At 50.8% G+C, this 18,385-nt stretch carries 16 protein-coding genes; 10 read left to right on the top strand and 6 right to left on the bottom strand.

Going from position 1 to position 18,385, the window contains the following annotated elements:
- Window positions 1–229 precede the first annotated feature (229 nt).
- The 5 genes from BCF53_RS13215 (at window position 230) to BCF53_RS13195 (ending at window position 5,323) form a co-directional block, all read left to right on the top strand.
- Window positions 230–412, top strand: a complete 183-nt coding sequence (locus BCF53_RS13215) for a hypothetical protein (protein WP_132702213.1) — start codon at window positions 230–232, stop codon at window positions 410–412.
- Window positions 413–566: 154 nt separating this feature from the next.
- Window positions 567–1,475 (top strand): kinase, encoded by a 909-nt coding sequence (locus BCF53_RS13210; protein WP_132702212.1) that lies wholly within the window; start codon window positions 567–569, stop codon window positions 1,473–1,475.
- The gene (locus BCF53_RS13205) at window positions 1,472–2,302 is read left to right on the top strand and encodes an HAD-IIB family hydrolase (protein WP_132702211.1); all 831 of its coding nucleotides are present in this window, start codon (window positions 1,472–1,474) and stop codon (window positions 2,300–2,302) included. Before BCF53_RS13210 ends, BCF53_RS13205 begins: the two co-directional genes overlap by 4 nt.
- A gap of 15 nt (window positions 2,303–2,317) precedes the next feature.
- Window positions 2,318–3,547, top strand: coding sequence for a glycosyltransferase family protein (locus BCF53_RS13200; RefSeq protein WP_132702210.1), 1,230 nt, complete (start codon window positions 2,318–2,320; stop codon window positions 3,545–3,547).
- A 15-nt stretch (window positions 3,548–3,562) separates the two neighbouring features.
- Window positions 3,563–5,323: a sugar phosphorylase gene (locus BCF53_RS13195; protein ID WP_132702209.1), complete on the top strand. Its 1,761-nt coding sequence runs from the start codon at window positions 3,563–3,565 to the stop codon at window positions 5,321–5,323.
- A gap of 20 nt (window positions 5,324–5,343) precedes the next feature.
- On the opposite strand, the gene BCF53_RS13190 is transcribed toward BCF53_RS13195, so the two are convergent.
- From BCF53_RS13190 to BCF53_RS13165, 6 genes are all read right to left on the bottom strand, one after another.
- The gene (locus BCF53_RS13190; RefSeq protein WP_132702208.1) at window positions 5,344–6,441 is read right to left on the bottom strand and encodes an ABC transporter substrate-binding protein; all 1,098 of its coding nucleotides are present in this window, start codon (window positions 6,439–6,441) and stop codon (window positions 5,344–5,346) included.
- 18 nt (window positions 6,442–6,459) lie between these two features.
- Complete coding sequence (locus BCF53_RS13185; protein ID WP_132702207.1) at window positions 6,460–7,023, bottom strand: ANTAR domain-containing response regulator; 564 nt, start codon at window positions 7,021–7,023, stop codon at window positions 6,460–6,462.
- A 140-nt stretch (window positions 7,024–7,163) separates the two neighbouring features.
- Window positions 7,164–8,120 carry a GGDEF domain-containing protein gene (locus tag BCF53_RS13180; protein ID WP_132702206.1) on the bottom strand — a complete coding sequence of 319 codons (957 nt, stop codon included), beginning with the start codon at window positions 8,118–8,120 and terminating at the stop codon, window positions 7,164–7,166.
- Between the two features lie 232 nt (window positions 8,121–8,352).
- Entirely contained in the window at window positions 8,353–9,123 is a 771-nt protein-coding gene (locus tag BCF53_RS13175; protein ID WP_132702205.1) for a YciK family oxidoreductase, read from the bottom strand.
- Window positions 9,120–9,830, bottom strand: coding sequence for a bifunctional 2-polyprenyl-6-hydroxyphenol methylase/3-demethylubiquinol 3-O-methyltransferase UbiG (gene ubiG, locus BCF53_RS13170; RefSeq protein ID WP_132702204.1), 711 nt, complete (start codon window positions 9,828–9,830; stop codon window positions 9,120–9,122). Before ubiG ends, BCF53_RS13175 begins: the two co-directional genes overlap by 4 nt.
- A 105-nt stretch (window positions 9,831–9,935) precedes the next feature.
- Complete coding sequence (locus BCF53_RS13165) at window positions 9,936–11,249, bottom strand: TRZ/ATZ family hydrolase (protein ID WP_132702203.1); 1,314 nt, start codon at window positions 11,247–11,249, stop codon at window positions 9,936–9,938.
- A gap of 210 nt (window positions 11,250–11,459) precedes the next feature.
- Here BCF53_RS13165 and gyrA point away from each other — a divergent pair, with 210 nt between their 5' ends.
- The 5 genes from gyrA to cmk all read left to right on the top strand — a co-directional run bounded on the left by gyrA (window position 11,460) and on the right by cmk (window position 18,114).
- Window positions 11,460–14,075 carry a DNA gyrase subunit A gene (gene gyrA / locus BCF53_RS13160; protein ID WP_132702202.1) on the top strand — a complete coding sequence of 872 codons (2,616 nt, stop codon included), beginning with the start codon at window positions 11,460–11,462 and terminating at the stop codon, window positions 14,073–14,075.
- A 16-nt stretch (window positions 14,076–14,091) separates the two neighbouring features.
- Window positions 14,092–15,183, top strand: a complete 1,092-nt coding sequence (gene serC, locus BCF53_RS13155; protein WP_132702201.1) for a 3-phosphoserine/phosphohydroxythreonine transaminase — start codon at window positions 14,092–14,094, stop codon at window positions 15,181–15,183.
- Window positions 15,176–16,294, top strand: coding sequence for a prephenate dehydratase (pheA, locus tag BCF53_RS13150; protein WP_132702200.1), 1,119 nt, complete (start codon window positions 15,176–15,178; stop codon window positions 16,292–16,294). Before serC ends, pheA begins: the two co-directional genes overlap by 8 nt.
- A gap of 85 nt (window positions 16,295–16,379) precedes the next feature.
- Complete coding sequence (locus BCF53_RS13145) at window positions 16,380–17,264, top strand: prephenate dehydrogenase/arogenate dehydrogenase family protein (protein WP_132702199.1); 885 nt, start codon at window positions 16,380–16,382, stop codon at window positions 17,262–17,264.
- Between the two features lie 169 nt (window positions 17,265–17,433).
- Window positions 17,434–18,114, top strand: a complete 681-nt coding sequence (cmk, locus tag BCF53_RS13140; protein ID WP_132702198.1) for a (d)CMP kinase — start codon at window positions 17,434–17,436, stop codon at window positions 18,112–18,114.
- Window positions 18,115–18,385: the final 271 nt, after the last annotated feature.

Below are 18,385 nucleotides of genomic sequence, written 5' to 3'. Positions count from 1 at the left end.
TGCGAAAGATCGATGTTAATTTGACAATCTTGCATTTGGAGCGTGCCCCCGGAATGCCAGCTATTGTGACAAAAAATGTCATATTGAGACTTGAATCGCATTTCTATGCGGGCTGAAAAACAGTCCAAAAAAGCCAAGGCGCCCGTATAATAGGGCTTTCAGGCGATTGGTATGTAATTGGCAATATTCTGACGCGAATACGATCTGAATAAGAATAGTGGAGCAGATTATGACTGTCGGAGTGGACCATGCATCGCCAAATGAACAGTTCGAAAATCGCGAACCTATAAGGGCTTATAGTCAAAGCGTAAATTTGCCGGTTGATCGGGTTTGTCTGCCATTTCCTGAAACGGGTATGGATATAGACGCGATTGGCGCTTACCTTGAAAAAAGCGAGCTGGAGCCAGCCTGAACTGAGTAAGTGTGCAGTTTTAGGGCGGAAAAGATTCGAGAGTGTAATTGTAGGGCGTTAATTTCGCCTTTATGACCCGTTTTGGGTGTTTGAGCTACCATTAGACTGGTATGCATTATGCAAAATACACTGTGAATCTTTTCAGGTAGCTCATGTGAAAATAGAAAAGCCCTTACTTCAGGCGTTTTTACAAAAACACGCTCTTCCCGAAAGTTATCAGCAGGTTGCTGATAAGTATTTTTTCCCATTAGCGCAACGTATATATGATCAGGCCCTTGCATCGACTCAACCCATCGTCGTCGGGATCAATGGTTGTCAGGGATCCGGTAAATCGACCCTGACTGACCTGCTGGTTGATGTGCTATCCCAGCAATTTCAATGCCCTGCGATTGGTCTTTCCATTGATGATTTCTACCTATCGAAACAGGAACGTCTAAACTTATCGCAAAAGGTCCACCCGCTGTTTAAAACGCGTGGTGTTCCGGGAACCCACAATGTCGGCTTGATGCTGGATACCCTGCAACGCCTTAAGAATGGCTTGCTTCCTACGCCGATTCCGTCTTTTAACAAAGCCATTGATGATCCGCTGCCGGAAAGCCAGTGGCCGGTTGAGGAGCAGCGGGTTCAGGTTGTGCTATTTGAGGGCTGGTGTGTGGGAGCGGGTCCGCAGTCTGAAAGCGAGCTTGTCACACCGGTAAACGATCTTGAAAAAACAGAAGATGCCGATGCCGCCTGGCGCAGCTATTCAAACAAAGTATTGGCTGAGGATTATCAGGCCGTTTTTTCATTGTTGGATAGAATAGTGATGCTTAAAGCACCCGGCTTTCATACGGTCAAGGGCTGGCGCAGTGAGCAGGAGCAAAAGTTGCGTACCCGCGTTATGGCGCAGGGCGGCAGTATGGAGGGCGTTATGACGGATGCAGAAGTGGAGCGTTTTATTCAGCACTACGAGCGCATTACGGTGAGTTGCTTTTCAGTGCTGCCGGAAAAAACAGATGATCTCTTCCTGTTGAATGATCAGCGGCAGGTTCAACAGGTCATTACCAACGAGGTAGCACGATGAGTTATGTGGTTTACACCGATCTCGACGGCACGCTTCTTGATCACGACAACTACTCTTATCAGGCCGCTTTGCCGGCGCTGGAACGCCTTAATGAAAGCGGTATTCCGGTCGTTCCGGTGACCAGTAAAACCCGGGCAGAAATAGAGCCGCTATGTCATGAGTTAAAGCTTAATGCACCCTTTATCGTGGAAAATGGAGCGGCCATCTTTATCCCAAAAGTCTTTTGTACCGAAGAAGCCTGCAGTGAATTGCCGCAGGTGGATGGTTATCGGGTGAAGTCTTTTGCACCGGCTATTGATTTCTGGAACGCGTTGGTTGTGGAGCTTGAAAAAGCGCTTTCCGGTGCCTTCGTTGCCATGAACCAGATGAGTGCCCAACAACTGGCTGACATGACCTCTTTGTCATTGCCTGCAGCGGAGCGGGCGCTGAAGCGCGAATACAGTAACCCGCTGCAATGGTTGGGCAGTGATGAGCAACTGCAGACACTCAGCGATATTTGCGCACAAAAAGGTGTGCAGGTTGTTAAAGGCGGTCGGTTTGTCCATCTGTTAAAAAATTCAGATAAGGGCGCTGCGCTGGTTTGGCTGAACAACTATCTTTCCGAGTTTCTGGAGGTTTCTGATCTTGAAAGTATCGCCCTGGGTGATGGCGAAAATGACATCGCTATGCAGTTAAAGGCAGATATAGCGGTGCAAATAAGATCACCTGCCCACGAATTCCCTGAACTTGAAAAAACATCATTGTATCGCACAGAAAAATACGGCCCGGAGGGCTGGGCTGAAGCTATAACTAAAATATTGAATTCATCTCCTAAAGAATCTAAATAATAATCGAGGACCGACATGGCTGATTTTCATCAAAACGGTATCGTTACGACACTTCACAATCTTTCTAATCGCAGCGTTGAAGAGCTTGAGTACGATCTTGAACACTTTTCCCGCTTTCGCCCGCTGGGCCTGATTCTTCCGTCCCTCTATTCCGAACTTCAGGGCGAAGCGCTGCCGGCAATCGTGAAGCAGCTTAAAGAAGTACCCTATCTTTCAGAGATTGTTATCGGCCTGGACCGCGCCGATCGGGATCAGTACTTCCATGCCTGTGAGTTTTTCTCCGAGTTGCCACAGCACCACAGAATTCTCTGGAATGAAGGCCCGCGTTTGCAGGCGCTCGATAAAGAACTGAGTGAGCTGGGCGTTTCGCCGAGAGAGCTGGGTAAGGGGCGCAATGTCTGGTATTGCATGGGCTATATACTTGCCAGCGGCAAATCTGAATCCATTGGTCTGCACGATTGCGATATCGTAACGTACGACCGAGGTTTGCTGGCGCGGCTGCTGTACCCGGTGGCGCACCCGCAGTTTAATTATGAATTCTGTAAGGGCTATTACGCCCGGGTAGCCAATGGCAAGATGAACGGCCGGGTTTCCCGCTTGCTGGTGACGCCTTTGATACGTGCGCTTAAGCGTACAGTTGGCGAAAACGAGTACCTGGAGTTTATGGACAGCTTCCGCTATCCATTGGCCGGGGAATTTTCTTTCCGCAAAGATGTGTTGACTGATATTCGTATCCCGAGTGACTGGGGCCTGGAGATCGGTGTGCTTTCTGAGATGTACCGTAATTACGCGAACAACCGCTTGTGTCAGGCAGACATTGCAGAAACGTACGATCATAAGCATCAGGACCTAAGCTTCGACAATACCGAGGGTGGTCTGTCGAAAATGTCGATCGATATCACCAAGGCGATGTTCCGTAAACTGGCCACCTATGGTCAGACCTTTACGACTGAAACCTTCCGTTCGCTGAAGGCGACCTACTACCGTATTGCACTGGATTTCGTTGAAACCTATAACAACGATGCCAAGATGAATGGCCTGACACTGGATATTCACCAGGAAGAAAAAGCCATTGAAATGTTTGCCCAGAATATTATGACGGCAGGTCAGCGCTTTCTTGAAGCGCCAATGGAGCGCCCGTTTATACCGAGCTGGAACCGGGTTGTCAGTGCAATGCCGGATGTTTACGATCGGTTAATAACGGCCGTGGAAGAAGATCGAAAAGAATTTTTGGAAAGTAAATAAGCCGAAGGTGTTGCTATGAGTGAAGTGGTTGAAAAACTGAAGGCGACGGTTCATCGCCACCTTGATGTGATTTATAAAGACATTGATCTTGGAAAAAGCATTGAAGATATTGCGAATGATTTGTTGGCAGAAATGCGCCTGAATGAGTTTGCTAACGATCCCATCCCCTTCACCAACCACTGGAGCGAACAGGACTCAGTATTAATTACCTATGGTGACAGTATTGAATTGAAAGAGGGTCAAAAGGTTACTGAGCCGCCGCTTAAAACGCTGCATAAGTTCCTTTCCGGCCCGTTAAAGGAGTCTTTCAACTCCGTTCATATTCTGCCGTTTTATCCCTACAGTTCAGACGATGGTTTTGCCGTTATAAACTATTCCGAGGTGAATGAAGCGCTGGGTGACTGGCGCGATATAAACGCCATTGCTTATGACTTTAGGTTAATGTCTGATCTGGTGATTAACCACTGCTCGAGCCGAAGTATTTGGTTTGATCAGTTTGTGAAAAATGAAGCGCCGGGTAATAAATATTTTAAAACATCGGATCCCTCCATCGATCACAGCCAGTGTGTTCGCCCCCGTACATCGCCACTGCTGCGGGAAACCGAAACGCAGGATGGCCTTAAGCATGTCTGGTGTACCTTCAGCCATGATCAGGTCGACTTTGACTTTTCAAATACCGACGTGCTTCTGGAGTTTGTGAAAATTATCCGCCTTTATCTGGACGAGGGTGTTCGTATTTTCCGTCTCGATGCCGTTGCTTTTTTATGGAAGGAAGACGGCACTTCCTGCATCAACCTTCCTCAAACGCATGAGGTTATTCGTCTGCTGAGAACGCTGATTGAGCACAGCTGCCCGGATTGCGTCATCATTACGGAAACCAATATTCCTAACCAGGAAAACCTGACTTACTTCGGTAACGCTAACGAAGCACACTGCGTGTATAACTTTTCGTTGCCACCTTTGCTGGTCAATACCCTGATCAGTGGTGACTGTACTTATCTGAAACAGTGGTTGATGAGTATGCCTCCTTGTCAGGACGGTACGGCTTACTTTAATTTCATCGCATCGCATGATGGCATTGGCTTGCGCCCGGCCGAAGGGTTGTTGAGTGAAAAAGAGATCAACTCACTGGTCAATACCATGATGAACTTCGGTGGGCGGGTATCGATGCGCACCATGGATGACGGTTCATCAAAGCCCTATGAAATTAATATTGCGCTGTACGATGCCTTACAGGGGACGCACGACGGGCCTGATAAATGGAATTTTGACCGTTTCATTTGTGCCCACGAGATTATGTTCTCTCTGGAGGGCATTCCGGGTGTTTATATTCACAGTATGCTGGGAACGCAAAACGATTACGCGCGACTGGAAAATACCAAGCACAATCGTCACATTAACCGGCACCGTTGGGATCTGGCAGAGCTGCAGAAAGAGCTGACCAATGATAGCTCGCATCACTCCCGGGTTTATAAGCGGTTGAACGAGCTGTTGACTATCCGTAAGGGCCAGAAAGCCTTTCACCCGAATGCGACTCAGTTTACGCTGCAATTGGGTGATGGGCTGTTCGGAATATGGCGGCAGAGTATTGATAGGAAGCAGAGCATCTTCTGCGTCAGTAATATTTCCTGTGAGCCGGCAACTCTGCGCTTGAGCGAGCTCAACCTGATCAGCATGAACAGTTGGGTAGACCTGCTCAGTGAAAGCCCGGTTAGCGATATCTCCAGCGAGATTGCGCTGAACCCGTATCAGACAGTTTGGTTAAGCAACCAGTAAGGTTGCCTGACCCGTTTTAATTACAGTTTAGGCAAGGTACCCGGGCAGTCATCTGTATTGGGTACCGGCAAGCCCAGGCTGGTCATCACTTGCGAGAATATTTCCCAGTCGTAAATCTGATCCGGTGGGGTCAGCCATTGGCCATCCGTTGCAAAGGTATTGCGCGGGTTGAATATGGCATCACTGATCCATTTTGCATGTTGTGGCCAGGGTGCATTGGCATTCTGCGAGAAAAATATTTTCCGCTGGGCTGAGCCATTGGCCTGGTTTTGCCACTGATTAACCATGGCATGCAGAAGCAGGTCTGATGAGCAGTCCAGGTACCTTTTACTGGCCAGCCACAGTGCGGCCTGTGCCATGTGGTCTGGCTCTTCCAGCCATTGGCAGGCACGAACAATCGCTCTTAACACCTTAATGTGTGTTTCTCGGTTCTGGCGGGCAAACTTGCTGTTCAGCCCTAATACTTTTTCTGGTGCGTGACTCCAGAGATCGCTGCCATAGCAGATGATCTTACCGGCCTTTTCAAATTGGGCGGCGGTGTTCCAGGGTTCGCCCACGCAGAACAGATCAACCAGTCCGTCACGTATGGCATCGACCATGCGCACCGGTGGGATAACCTTAATCTCAATCTTGTCTTTATCGATACCTGCTCGCTTTAAAAGCAGTAGCAGTAGGTTTGTATGCATTGAAAACGGATGCACACTGCCAAACGTCAGTTTGCTTTCGCTGGCGTCAACATAGGCTTTCAGCGCTGCAAGGATTTCATCGAGGCTCTTTCCTTCGGCGTTTAATTCATCAAACAGCGGGTTGGATAGGGTGATTGCATTTCCGTTATAACCCAGCGCCATCGCAGTCATGAAGGATTTGTCATGATGGCTGTTGGGCGGAGTAATATGGCTGGCAAATACCATAGGTGCCAGCATATGGGCAGCATCTATCAGGCCGAGTGACAGCTTATCCCGAATGCTTGCCCAATTGGATTCACGGTGCAATACGATGTCTAAATTTTCTTCCAGAAAGAAGCCGGCTTCTTTGGCGATAATGAGCGGTGCTGCGTCAACCAAAGGTACATAGCCGATACGAACAGTTTGCTGAGTAGGGGCTGAAGTCTTTTGCATAAATAATCCGTATGGGCGTTAACCAAATAAATCAATAACGTCTTGCGCAATCTCGGCAAGGCGGACGTTCTTGTTCATCGCCATTTTACGCATGGCTGCAAAGGCGGCTTCCTCGTCACACACTTTGTGCTTCATGAGCAGGCCTTTGGCTTTATCGATGACTTTTCTGTCGGCCAGTTCATCGCGGGTTTTCTTCAGCTCGCCTTTCAGCTGCTGATGCTGCTCAAAGCGGCTGATGGCGACATTGAGCAGGCTCTTAACCCGGTTTGGCTGCAAGCCATCGACGATATAAGCGCTGACGCCTGCCTGAATGGATTGGCGTATAACCTCGTCATCTTCATCGTTGGCGAAAAAGATAATGGGCCGGGGGCAGCGGTCAGAGGTGACTGAAACGTCTTCGAGTGTGTCCCGGTCGGGTGAGTCCGCATCAACAATAACGACGTCTGGCTGAAACGACTCAACCATCTGGTAAATGGCGTATTTACCCGGAGGGCGAACCATTACATTGTGGCCAAGTTTAACCAGCGCCTGCTCCAGGGTTTCGGCGCGTTTAGCAATTTGGTCGATTACAAGAATGTTCATTGGGTTCATGTCTGTGATAACAGCAAGTTAGTCCCGGTTACCATACCCGAAAAAACAGCGCTATTGATGATTAATTAGGATGAGTGGCCGGGCAGGATATGGGCGTAAGTCACAATTGCAGGCAGCCAGGTTTGCCCGGTTCAGGCAAACTGGGAGTTCACCTGCGGGCTCAGCGATGTGACAGTGCGGTTGCGGCCCTGTGCTTTGGCGCTATAAAGGGCTTTGTCGGCACGATCCACCAGTGCTGGCCAGTCTGATTCATTGCTGTAGTTGGCAATGCCGAAGCTGGCTGTAACCTGGCGTTCTTTATCGGGCAGCAGGGTGCTGTCAGCAATGGCTTCGCGAATACGTTCAGCCACCATATGAGCCAGAGAAGCGTTGGAATTCGACAGGCAGATCAAAAATTCTTCGCCACCCCAGCGGAAGCTGGCATCGCAGCCGCGAATGGATGACTGGACGATTTGAGCCACCTGGCGCAATACGTTATCGCCGGTGAGGTGACCGTAACGATCGTTAATCGACTTAAAATGATCAATGTCGACAGCCAGGATGCTGATGGACTGGTCTTCATGGCGGCGGGCTCGCTCAATTTCCCGCGTAAGCGAGATCGACATGGCGGTACGATTATAGAGCCCGGTCAGTGGGTCGATCATCGCGCATGCCAGCGCTTCGAGGTGTTTCAGGGCGTTGCGGATCGGAAAGATAACCAGGTCCATCATCGATTCAATGGTAGCCAGCTCTTTTTCACTGAACCTTTTATTGCGCGTGAAGATGATTTCCCCGAAGTTCATTTTATCCATGGAGAGCTGATAGCAGCAGCGGTGCTTATGCAGCCGGCCGGCTATTGCCTTGGCGTGTGGCTTTTCACACATATATTCGATGCCGGAAACCGGCATGATCTTCTTTAGTTGCCGGTAAAGAATAGTAATAAGCTGTTCAATTTCCAGGGTGGTTTGTAACTGGCTGGATAGCTGAAGTCTGAAATCGACCACTTTCTCTGGCGTCAACGATTCAACCGAGACCGGTGTTGCGTCGACGAGAGTTTGTGGAAGTGCTTTGTTGGTACCAAAACTGATTTGAGTGAAGCTATTCGCCATTTTTTATATACCGCATTTTCAGACTTAGTCTGACTAAGCGATAACTGTGCCATTAGCTAAAAATTCCTTTTAAATCAGTCTGTTACAGGTGTTTAGGGGTTTTTATCGGAATGTCTGACAAAAAAGCGGCAAAAAACTGCCGGTTTTTTGTCGTTCAATGGCGGTGTTGATGGTGGGGAGTTTGAAGTGTCAAACTCTCCACGCCGGTGGTGCGGGCGTTAACGCAGGCAATCTAAAGGTAGTCGTAGGCGTCGATAGATGCGCCGTGGTAATCGCCGGATGCATCGGACATTAAGTAGCAGTAAAGCGGCATGTGTTCCGACGGTGCCGGCACGGTTTCCGGGTTCTCGCCCGGGTAGGCGCTGGCGCGCATGGCGGTGCGTGTACCGCCCGGGTTGACTGCAAAGACTCTGACGTTGCTGGTGGCTTTAAGCTCGTCTGCCAGTGTTTCCATCAGGCCTTCGGTCGCAAATTTTGACACGGCATAGGCACCCCAGTAAGCACGGCCTTTGCGGCCAACGCTGGAGGTGGTAAACAGCATGCGCCCGGCGGGTGCAGCTTCCAGCAGAGGAAGCATGGCTTTGGTCAGGTAAAACGCACTGTTGACGTTGGTGTTGATGACATCCAGCCATTGCTGTTCCGGGTACTGAGCTATCGACATCTTGCTGCCCAGTGCTGACGCGTTAAATAAAACGCCATCCAGGCGGCCGTATTCCTGTTCGATGGCGTAAGCCATTTCCCGGGCAATATCGGGGTTCAGTGTGTTCAGGTCGTACGGAAAGATTATCGGTCGGGTTTGTGTGGTGGATTCAATTTCGTCGTAAACCGCTTCGAGGTTTTCCTGATTGCGGGCAATCAGCACAACATGCGCACCCCTGCGGGCGAATTCCAGAGCGGCTTCTTTGCCGATACCGGCGCTGGCACCGGTAATCAGAATAACGCGATCTTGCAGGCAGTTATCCGGGTTGAATTGCTCGATGATTTCCTTCGCGGGTGTGCTCATTGTTGCTTATCCTTCTCGGTCGCCATCAGGTAGTTTACAGATACATCGTCGGTAAGCTTGAAGCCCTTGGTAATCGGGTTGTAGTTGATGCCACGCAGGTTGGTGATGCTAAGTTCTGCGCGACGTGCGTAGCGGGTCAGCTCTGAAGGTTTAATGAATTTTTCGTAGCTGTGTGTGCCTTTCGGCAGCAATTGCAGCACGTATTCTGCACCGGCTATCGCAAACAACCATGATTTTGGATTTCGGTTGATGGTCGAGAAGAAGGCTTTACCGCCCGGCTTCAACAGGGTGTGGCAGGCCTTGAGGATGTCACCCGGCTTGGGGACATGTTCGAGCATTTCCATGCAGGTGATGACATCAAAGCTGGCAGGTGCTTCTGCGGCCAAGTCTTCCGCTGTCATCTGGCGGTATTCAATGTTTTCAACACCGGCGTCGAGCGCATGCAGCTTGGCGACCTGCAGCGGGGCATCGGTCATATCAATACCGGTGACATTGGCGCCTCGTCTGGCCAGTGTTTCGCTGAGAATGCCGCCGCCACAGCCAATATCCAGTACCTTCAAACCGGCAACGTTAATATAGCTGTCGATATACCCCATGCGAACAGGGTTAAGATCGTGTAGAGGTTTGAAGTCTGATTCTGGGTCCCACCATCGGCTGGCGAGTGCTTCAAATTTGGCGATTTCAGCGGGGTCTACGTTGCTCTGCATGGGCGATTCCGGAATTGTTATTTAACCTGTTATACGGCCAGGTTTGGATTATGGATTTGCGTGGGGTTTCAGCCCGGCATTGGGAGTGCCGGGCTGTGGTCAGTATCAGCCTTTGATTTTGGCTTGCCACTGTTTTGCGTTTTCAACGATGGCGTTTTTATCCAGAGTTGTCAGGTTGCGGTCGTCCAGAAGGTGCTTACCGTTAACCCAAACGTGCTTCACCTGATCACGGGTGCTGGCATACACAATGTGTGATACCGGGTCGTACAAAGGCTGTGATTCCAGGTCATCCAGAGCAATGGCGGTGATATCCGCGCACTTACCCACTTCCAGGCTGCCGATTTCAGCATCCCAACCCAGTGCTTTAGCGCCGTTGATGGTTGCCATTGCCAGTGCCTCATAGGCTGGCAGGGCTACCGCGTTCTGGCCTACGGCCTTGGCCAGCATCGCAGCTGTACGCATCTCGCCGAGCATGTCCAGATCGTTATTGCTGGCAGCGCCATCGGTACCCAGGGCGACATTGATGCCGCGCTTCTGCAGTTTATCGACCGGGCAAAAGCCACTGGCCAGCTTCAGGTTGGATTCCGGGCAGTGCAGAACATGCGCGCCGGCTTCGGCGATATCGTCGATGTCTTCATCGCTCAGTGCGGTCATGTGCACTGCCTGAAACTTGCTGTTCAGAAGACCCAGCTCTTTCAGACGGCGGATAGGGCGGTTGCCCCGCTGCTCAATCTGGCCGTCTACCTCAACCTGAGTTTCGTGTACGTGCATTTGTACCGGCACGTTCAGTTCATCGGCCAGCTCTTTAATGCGGATCAGCGGCTCGTCAGAGCAGGTGTAAGGCGCGTGAGGACCAAACACAACACGAACATGGCTGTGGTTCTTGTACTCACCCATAACTTCGGTAATCAGGTCGATGTGTTCATCCGGGGTTTGAGCCCAGTTCGTCGGAAAGTCGAGAACAGGTGGGCAAAGCTGAGCGCGCATGCCACTTTCAATCACGCTCTTGGCCGCTTCGCCGGCGAAGAAATAGTTGTCAGAGAAGGTGGTGGTGCCGGAGCGGATCATTTCGGCCGCGGCAAACAGGGTGCCGTCTTTAACGAATTCAGCGCTGACCCATTTACCTTCGGCCGGCCAGACGTGGTCGTTCAGCCAGGTCATCAGCTCCAGGTCGTCAGCCATACCACGGAACAGGGCCATAGCGGCATGGCCGTGCGTGTTTACAAAGCCGGGGATCAATGCCTGGTCTTGCAGGGAAATGGTTTCTTTAGCGGTATACTTATCGGCAGCTTCATTGGTTGCCAGAATGTCGACAATTTTGCCGTCAGCTATGGCAACGCTGTGATTTTCTAATATGTCGCGTTCTTTGTTAACCGGAATAACCCAACGGGCGTTAATCAGGGTGTCGATCGGTTGCATAGCGCGGTCCTTTCTATTTGTGTAAAAGGCGTATGCTAGTAAAAAGCCTGCAGCATAGCCAGACTCGAAGTGAAAATGACTTTCCTTTACCTGTCTATCTTATTGATTTGTGGTATTATTTCGCTCTTTGTTGGGCGCGAATAACGTTGCCCGGTAACAAGGCAGGTCAGTAATACGGGCCGGCCAAATAAAAAAGGATAGTGATACCTCATGGGTGAATTAGCCAAAGAGATTTTTCAGGTCAATATCGAAGAAGAGCTGAAACAATCCTATTTAGATTATGCGATGAGCGTTATTGTCGGTCGTGCACTGCCAGACGTGCGCGACGGCCTGAAACCGGTGCATCGACGTGTCCTTTTTGCCATGAATGTTTTGGGCAACGATTGGAACAAAGCATATAAGAAATCTGCACGTGTTGTTGGTGATGTAATCGGTAAGTACCACCCGCACGGTGACTCAGCGGTATACGACACCATCGTCCGTATGGCTCAGCCCTTTGCCATGCGTTACACGCTGGTCGACGGTCAGGGTAACTTCGGTTCTATCGACGGTGACTCAGCTGCTGCAATGCGATACACCGAAATCCGTATGGAGAAGCTGTCGCACTCCATGCTGGCTGATCTGGAAAAAGAGACCGTTGATTACGTCGAAAACTACGACGGCTCTGAATTAATTCCGGAAGTGCTGCCTACTCGCATACCTAACCTGCTGGTTAATGGATCGTCCGGCATTGCCGTTGGTATGGCGACCAACATTCCGCCGCACAACCTGAATGAGGTGATTAATGGCGTTCTTGCGCTGATTGAAAACCCGGATTTAGATGTTGATGGCCTAATGCAATACATTCCCGGGCCGGATTTCCCGACCGGAGCCTACATCAATGGCCGCAAAGGCATTCTGGAAGCGTACCGTACGGGTCGCGGCCGCATTTATGTTCGCGGTAAGGCCGAAGTGCTGGTCAATGAAAAGACCGGTCGTGAAAGCATTATTGTTCATGAGATCCCGTATCAGGTGAACAAAGCCCGCCTGATTGAAAAGATCGCAGAGCTGGTTAAAGAGAAGAAGATTGAAGGTATTTCTGAGCTGCGTGATGAGTCTGATAAAGACGGTCTGCGTATTGCGATCGATCTGAAACGGGGTGAATCCGGCGATGTACTGCTGAATAACCTGTATGCACAAACCCAGCTGGAAACCGTATTCGGTATCAATACCGTGGCTCTTGTCGACGGTCAGCCAAAGGTTCTTAACCTGAAAGAGCTGCTGGAAGCCTTTATTCGTCACCGCCGTGAAGTGGTAACCCGCCGTACTGTTTTCGAATTACGCAAAGCGCGTCAGCGTGGTCATATCCTTGAAGGTCTGGCGATAGCGCTGGCAAATATCGATGAAATGATTGAGTTGATTCGCTCCTCGTCAACCGGAGCGGAAGCCAAAGAACGCATTCTGGCCCGCAGTTGGGCGCTGGGTGATGTTTCTGCCATGCTGGAACGTGCCGGTGCCGATGTATGCCGGCCGGAAGATCTGGGCGATGAATTTGGTGTGCGTGATGAGCGCTACTACCTGTCAGCCGATCAGGCTCAGCAGATTCTGGATATGCGCTTACAGAAGCTGACTGGCCTGGAGCACGAAAAACTCATTGGCGAATACAAGCAGATCATCAACGATATTGGTGAGTTGCTGCGCATTCTGAACAGCTATGAACGCCTGATGGAAGTCATTCGTGAAGAGCTGGAGCAGGTGAAAGATGAATTCGGTGATGAGCGTAAAACTGAAATTATCGCCAGCCGTCAGGATCTTTCCATGGAAGACCTGATCACCGAAGAAGACATGGTAGTGACCATTTCTCACGCCGGTTATGCTAAAACGCAGCCGCTGACCGATTACGAGGCGCAGAAGCGTGGCGGTAAGGGTCGTTCTGCGTCCTCGCTGAAAGATGAAGACTTTATTGAGCACATGCTGGTGGCGAATACCCACGATACAATCCTGTGCTTCTCGAATTTTGGCAAGGTTTACTGGCTGCGTGTCTTTGAAATACCGCAGGCCAGCCGTGCGGCGAAGGGCCGCCCGATGGTGAATCTGTTGAATCTGGATGCGAATGAGCGGGTTACCGCAATTCTGCCGATTCGTGAATACGATGCCGATCACTTTATTTTCATGGCTACCTCGAACGGTACAGTGAAGAAAACATCTCTGGATGCCTTCTCTCGCCCGCGCAGCAATGGCCTGATTGCTTTGTCTCTGGATGAGGGTGACCACCTGGTTGGTGTTGCGCTGACAGACGGTGAGCGCGAAGTGATGTTGCTTTCCGATGCCGGCAAGGTAGTGCGCTTTAAAGAAGAGCACGTTCGTGCCATGGGTCGAACGGCGCGCGGTGTTCGTGGTATTCAGCTGGACGATGGTCAGTCGGTCATTTCACTGATTGTGCCTGAGAATGACTCCACCATTCTGACGGCCTCTGAACGAGGCTTTGGTAAGCGCACAGAGGTTACCGAGTTCCCGACCAAAGGGCGCGGAACCAAGGGTGTTATTGCTATGGTGTGCAGCGAGCGTAACGGCAAGCTGGTTGGCGCAGTGCAGGTGTTCGATGGCGACGAGGTGATGCTGATCTCCGATCAGGGCACGCTGGTCCGTACCCGTGTTGAAGAGATTTCGACCCTCGGCCGGAATACCCAGGGTGTTACGCTGATCCGTGTTGCTGAAGACGAGACGCTGGTCAGTATTGCCCGCATTGAAGAGCCGGAAGAAGTTGAAGGCCTGCTCGCGGATGAAGGCGATGCGGAAGCTTCTGATGAGGCTGACGCACAAGAAAATCAAGATACCGAAGAATAAGGAACACTGAAGGCTGATGGCCGGTGCAAACAGAACTTATAATTTTTGCTCTGGCCCGGCCATGCTGCCGGAAGAGGTTCTATTAAAAGCCCAATCTGAGCTATTAAGCTATCAGGGTTGTGGCATGTCGGTAATGTCTTTATCGCATCGTTCAGATGCGTTTCTCTCTATTCTTTCGCAGGCTGAAAACCGGCTTCGTTCATTACTGAATATTCCTGATCACTATCACGTGCTGTTTACGCAGGGCGGTGCCAGTGCTCAGTTTGCGTCCATTCCTCTGAATCTAATGCAGCCGGGAAAGCCTGGCGGCTATCTCGACTCCGGCTATTGGGCGCAAAAGGCCATAGCAGAAGCAGAGCGTTATGGACCGGTGAAGGTTGTGGCCTCCGCTGCTGAAAGCAACTATTCCCGGGCATTGCTGAACGGTGAGTATTCGGTCGGTGCTAAGCTTTCTTACCTTCACTACACGCCGAACGAAACCATCGATGGTGTCGCATTTCCAGATGTTCCTCAAAGTGGTCAGGTGCCACTGGTTGCCGATATGTCGTCCTGCATTTTGTCGGCGCCACTTAATGTGGCTGATTTTGGTGTGATCTATGCCGGCGCGCAAAAGAACATCGGCCCGGCAGGCTTAACGCTGGTTATTATCCGCGATGATTTGCTGGAGCGCTGCGGTGATCGTGTGCCCCGGTTAATGAACTATGCGACTCTGGCCAGCCAAAACTCGATGGCGAATACACCGCCAACCTTTGCGATTTACATGGCTAATCTGGTGTTTGAGTGGTTGTTGGAAAACGGCGGCATACCGCAAATAGAAAAGCAGAACCAACGCAAGGCTGAGTTGCTTTACAATGCGATAGACTCCAGCAGTTTGTTTACCAATGCTGTCGAGCAAGGATCTCGTTCCGCTATGAATGTGCCGTTCTCCTGTGCCAGCGCGGAGCTGAATGAGCGGTTTGTAAGGCAGGCTGAACAGGCTGGATTAATGAATTTGAAAGGGCATCGCAGTCGGGGTGGTATGCGGGCCAGTATCTATAACGCCATGCCTTATTCAGGTGTCGAGGCATTGGTCAACTTTATGCAGAAATTTGAGAGCCAATATGTCTGATCAAAACCAGGAACAAAACTTCAAAGATGAAGAAGAGCTGAAAGGGCTTCGCAACGAGATTGATCGTCTGGATACTGAAATCCTGAATCTGATTTCTCAGCGTGCTCAATGCGCGATGCGCGTTGCCGAAGTGAAATTGGCTGCCGACCCGGAGAATGCTGTGTTTTATCGCCCGGAGCGTGAAGCACAGGTTCTCAACCGTATTATGGAACGTAACCCGGGGCCACTGGGTAACGAAGATATGGCGCGACTGTTCCGCGAGATTATGTCGGCCTGCCTGGCGCTGGAAAAGCCTCTGGAAGTCGCCTATTTGGGGCCGGAAGGCACCTTTACCCAGCAGGCTGCCAAGAAGCACTTCGGCCAGTGGGTGAAGAGCAAGCCGATGCCTGCTATTGATGAAGTTTTCCGCGAGGTTGAGGCCGGTGCGGTGCAATATGGTGTGGTGCCAATCGAAAACTCGACCGAAGGTGTTGTAAACCACACGCTGGATACCTTTATCAGTTCCAATATTCATATTTGTGGTGAGGTGGAGCTGCGCATTCATCAGCATCTGATGACCGGGCCAAATACCCGCCGAGATAAAATTACCCGTATATACAGCCATCAGCAGTCTTTGGCTCAATGTCGTAAATGGCTTGATGCGCATATGCCTCAGGCTGAGCGAATCGCGGTGAACAGCAATGCTGAGGCCGCCCGCCGTGTGCAGGGTGAATGGAACTCTGCCGCCATTGCCGGTGAGCTGGCCAGTGAGCTTTACGGGCTGGAAATCGTTGAAACCAAGATCGAAGACAACCCGGATAACTCCACTCGCTTCCTGATTATTGGTCGTGAAGAGGTGGGTGCTTCCGGTGGCGATAAAACCTCGCTGGTCGTTTCTATGCGCAACGAGCCGGGTGCATTGTATAACCTGCTGAAGCCGTTTAAGGATTTCGGTGTCGATATGACCCGTTTGGAATCCCGGCCTTCACCTTCCGGTAACTGGACGTACGTCTTCTTCATTGATTTTGTCGGCCACATCGATGAGAAAAATGTTCAGGATGCACTGGCCGCGATTAAAGAAACTGCGGTGGAAGTGAAGGTGCTGGGCTCCTATCCGAAGGGTGTACTTTAAGCTTTATGTGTTTGGAAACTTTGCTGGCAGTCATAAGTAACCGGTCTGTCTCAGTGTATAAATTTAGGTTGGAGCAACAGCAGTTATGAATGATCAGCCGAAGGTGCTTGTTATAGGCCTTGGTCTTATTGGGGCTTCTTTCGCCAAGGCGCTTAAAACCCGCGGCGAGGCCTATGTTTATGGTTACAACCGGCGCGAGGGTGTGGCTGCTCAGGCAAAAGAGCTGGGTGTTATTGATGAGGTTGTCGATAACCTGAGCGAGCTTCCCGACGTGGATTGCATCGTCATTGGTGTGCCGGTTCTGGCGATTGCCGCTGTGATCGAAGCCATTAAGCCTGCTCTGGATAAGGTAAAGGCAATCACCGATGTTGGCAGCGTTAAGGGCGAGGTTGTCAATATCGTGCGTCAGCAGCTGGGTTACGTGCCAGCGAGTTTTGTGCCCGGACACCCAATTGCCGGAGCTGAGAAGAGTGGCCTGATGGCGGCTAATGATCAGTTGTTTGAAAATCACATGCTCATTGTGACGCCGCTGGAAGAAACCTCTGCTGAGGCAACCACGCTTGTCAGCCGCCTTTGGAGTGCTTGTGGGGCAGAAGTGGTTTCCATGCCGGTTGCCCGCCACGATGAAGTATTGGCCGCAACAAGCCATTTACCGCATTTGCTGGCGTTTTCGCTGGTCGATACCCTGTCTCGCGAATCAGAAAACCGGGAAATTTTTAAGTATGCGGCCGGTGGCTTCAGGGATTTTTCCCGGATTGCCGCTTCAGACCCAACCATGTGGCACGATATTTTCCTGACTAATCAGGATGCCTTGCTGGCCGTATTACGGCGCTTTCAGGCTGATCTGTCGCAGCTGGAAGGGGCCATTGAGCGTGGTGATGGTGATTACCTGAAGGTGGTCTTCGAGCGTGCCAAGGCATCTAGGGATCATTTCTCAGACATTCTGGAAGCCAGAAAGAATAAGAAATGAGAATCATCTGAAAGGTGACATTTTGTATCTGCCTGGAATAACTGGCAATAAGCCGGCACGGGTCAGTTTTTTGTGCTTAGCTGGAATATTTTTACAAAGTTAGGTTGATATTCGCGCTGAAGTAGTGAAAATGCCCGCCGAAAAGCATAGCAGGAAGACAGGAATCTAAATGAACAAGCATGCACCCGTTATTACATTGGATGGCCCAGGCGGTGTTGGTAAAGGCACAATCAGCACTCTGTTGGCTGAGAAGCTGGGTTGGCACTTTCTTGATTCGGGTGCGTTGTATCGTTTAACGGCGCTTGCAGCAAGCAATCATGGCATATCCCTCAAAGATGAGCAGGCCGTTGCTCTGGTGGCGGAGCATCTGGATGTACAGTTTGCCAACGATGCCTCTGGCAGCCAGATAATCCTGGAAAATGAAAAGGTAACCGAGGCGATCCGTACCGAAGAGGTCGGTACCAATGCCTCAATCGTTGCAGCATACAGCCGTGTTCGCGATGCGCTGCTGAAGCGTCAGCGGGCTTTTGCCGTTGAACCGGGGCTTATAGCCGACGGCCGGGACATGGGTACGGTTGTTTTCACCGATGCGCCGTTAAAGATCTTTATGAATGCCTCTGCTGAAGAGCGTGCAACCCGGCGGGTTAGGCAGTTACAGGAAAAGGGCGCAACTGCGGATTACGACACCGTTCTGGCAGATATTGTCGCCCGCGATGAGCGCGATCAGAACCGCGCAACCGCGCCATTAAAGCCTGCAGATGATGCAGTTCTGCTGGATACGACCTGTCTTTCCATTGATGAAGTCATGAATGCCATCTTAGATGAGGCTGCCAGCCGACAGATTATTTGATTGCAGAATCGCTGGTGAGACCCCTGCTTAACCCCGGTACTTGGCAAGAGTGTTGGGGTTTTGTTCTTTTTGTATGCGAAAAACCGTTAAAACACTTGGGTTTTTGTCTGCCATCCGTATAATACGCCACCCTGATTTCAGACGAATTAACGTGTTAAACGCTATTCGAACTGGGCCTTGAATGATCACTTGACCAGCAGCGTCGATCATTTAGGGAATAATGACAGACCCGTAACAGCTGGATTACGGCCGTGTCGTGAATTGAATAATT

It is taken from the genome of Reinekea marinisedimentorum, assembly GCF_004341165.1.
GTDB lineage: Bacteria > Pseudomonadota > Gammaproteobacteria > Pseudomonadales > Natronospirillaceae > Reinekea > Reinekea marinisedimentorum.
This window is presented reverse-complemented; position numbering and strand designations above follow the sequence as displayed.

Excerpts from the sequence above, each read along its gene's own strand:
- pheA (WP_132702200.1), top strand. The coding sequence starts at position 15,176 with ATGTCTGATCAAAACCAGGAACAAAACTTCAAAGATGAAGAAGAGCTG.
- BCF53_RS13215 (WP_132702213.1), top strand. The coding sequence starts at position 230 with ATGACTGTCGGAGTGGACCATGCATCGCCAAATGAACAGTTCGAAAAT.
- BCF53_RS13200 (WP_132702210.1), top strand. The coding sequence starts at position 2,318 with ATGGCTGATTTTCATCAAAACGGTATCGTTACGACACTTCACAATCTT.
- BCF53_RS13185 (WP_132702207.1), bottom strand. The coding sequence starts at position 7,023 with ATGAACATTCTTGTAATCGACCAAATTGCTAAACGCGCCGAAACCCTG.
- BCF53_RS13145 (WP_132702199.1), top strand. The coding sequence starts at position 16,380 with ATGAATGATCAGCCGAAGGTGCTTGTTATAGGCCTTGGTCTTATTGGG.
- BCF53_RS13195 (WP_132702209.1), top strand. The coding sequence starts at position 3,563 with ATGAGTGAAGTGGTTGAAAAACTGAAGGCGACGGTTCATCGCCACCTT.
- cmk (WP_132702198.1), top strand. The coding sequence starts at position 17,434 with ATGAACAAGCATGCACCCGTTATTACATTGGATGGCCCAGGCGGTGTT.
- ubiG (WP_132702204.1), bottom strand. The coding sequence starts at position 9,830 with ATGCAGAGCAACGTAGACCCCGCTGAAATCGCCAAATTTGAAGCACTC.
- BCF53_RS13190 (WP_132702208.1), bottom strand. The coding sequence starts at position 6,441 with ATGCAAAAGACTTCAGCCCCTACTCAGCAAACTGTTCGTATCGGCTAT.
- gyrA (WP_132702202.1), top strand. The coding sequence starts at position 11,460 with ATGGGTGAATTAGCCAAAGAGATTTTTCAGGTCAATATCGAAGAAGAG.
- BCF53_RS13175 (WP_132702205.1), bottom strand. The coding sequence starts at position 9,123 with ATGAGCACACCCGCGAAGGAAATCATCGAGCAATTCAACCCGGATAAC.
- BCF53_RS13165 (WP_132702203.1), bottom strand. The coding sequence starts at position 11,249 with ATGCAACCGATCGACACCCTGATTAACGCCCGTTGGGTTATTCCGGTT.
- BCF53_RS13180 (WP_132702206.1), bottom strand. The coding sequence starts at position 8,120 with ATGGCGAATAGCTTCACTCAAATCAGTTTTGGTACCAACAAAGCACTT.
- BCF53_RS13205 (WP_132702211.1), top strand. The coding sequence starts at position 1,472 with ATGAGTTATGTGGTTTACACCGATCTCGACGGCACGCTTCTTGATCAC.
- serC (WP_132702201.1), top strand. The coding sequence starts at position 14,092 with ATGGCCGGTGCAAACAGAACTTATAATTTTTGCTCTGGCCCGGCCATG.